This window comes from Campylobacter coli LMG 9860, assembly GCF_000254135.1.
GTDB lineage: Bacteria > Campylobacterota > Campylobacteria > Campylobacterales > Campylobacteraceae > Campylobacter_D > Campylobacter_D coli.
In genome coordinates this window covers 1-291 of sequence record NZ_AINS01000160.1, presented here as the reverse complement: position 1 = coordinate 291, position 291 = coordinate 1, and the positions used below count along the sequence as shown (strand labels likewise).

Annotated in this window: 1 pseudogene; it reads right to left on the bottom strand. The window is 26.8% G+C overall.

From position 1 onward, the window contains the following. A pseudogene (locus CCO88_RS09930) lies at positions 1 to 271 on the bottom strand (motility associated factor glycosyltransferase family protein); the annotation flags it as partial. Positions 272 to 291: the final 20 nt, after the last annotated feature.

Genomic DNA, 291 nt, shown 5'->3' with positions numbered 1-291 from the left:
AAATTCCATTTCCAAAACCATAAAAAAAAAGCACAGGATAGCGTGTAAAATCTTTAAAATATTCTAAATTTTTTTCAAGCTCTTTGATGGGATCTTGATACATTTTTTTTAAATTTCTTTTTTTTATGATATTGATATCAAGATTATCTTTTCCTTGAGTGAAAGTAAATTCTCTAAGCTCTTTTAGATCCTCAAGTTTTTTGCGTAAGTTATTATACTCAAAACCGCTTAAAGCTTTTAAATTTTTGTTAAAATTATTTTCTTCTCTCACCTTCTCACCCTTTCCATCCA